The following is a 562-nucleotide window of genomic DNA, read 5'->3' as shown; positions in this document are numbered from 1 at the left end:
AACGGGTTGAGCCCGCCGGCGAGCGCCAGGGCGTGCATCACGGTGACCCGGCCGGGGGTGACGAACTCGCCGGGTTTATTGACCTTGCCGACCACATAAATCTTCTGGCTGGTGGTGATCACCGACACCGAGACGACCGGGTCGGCGAGGTACTCGCTCAAGCGTTCGGTGACGGTGGCGCGGACGTCCTCGACGGTGAGGCCGCCGGCCGCGAGGTCGCCGACCAGGGGGAAGGAGAGGCCGCCGTCGGCGCGGACCAGGACCTGTTTGGTGAGGCCCTCCTCGCGCCACACCGAAATCTCCAGCACGTCTCCGGGGACAATGCGGTAGTCCTGTGGCATTTGCAGTAGTGGTGTGGGATTTGCCGCATCCGCCGAGACGCTGCCGGCGGCGATGAACAGTACGATGAGCGTGAATAGTTGTCGATACATGCTTGTTTTACTGGCATAGAGAACGCAACTTACGTGCAAATTAGGGGCCAAGATGGATCGGCATCAAATTTGTAAGCAGGCTCACTCTCACTGTTGTATTCCACGGAGTTTGTTATGAAGTTCAGATTGAC

General features: G+C 60.1%; 1 protein-coding gene. It reads right to left on the bottom strand.

Translation table 11 applies throughout. The features are described 5' to 3' along the window. A partial coding sequence (locus tag B2A78_RS25450; protein ID WP_143735328.1) for a polysaccharide biosynthesis/export family protein occupies positions 1 to 431 on the bottom strand: 431 nt, incomplete at its 3' end. Between the last annotated feature and the right edge of the window lie 131 nt (positions 432 to 562).

This window comes from Methylocaldum sp. 14B, from assembly GCF_002005105.1.
Classification (GTDB): Bacteria; Pseudomonadota; Gammaproteobacteria; order Methylococcales; family Methylococcaceae; genus Methylocaldum.
Note: the sequence above shows the minus strand (reverse complement) of the source record. Positions and strands in the feature narration are given on the sequence as shown.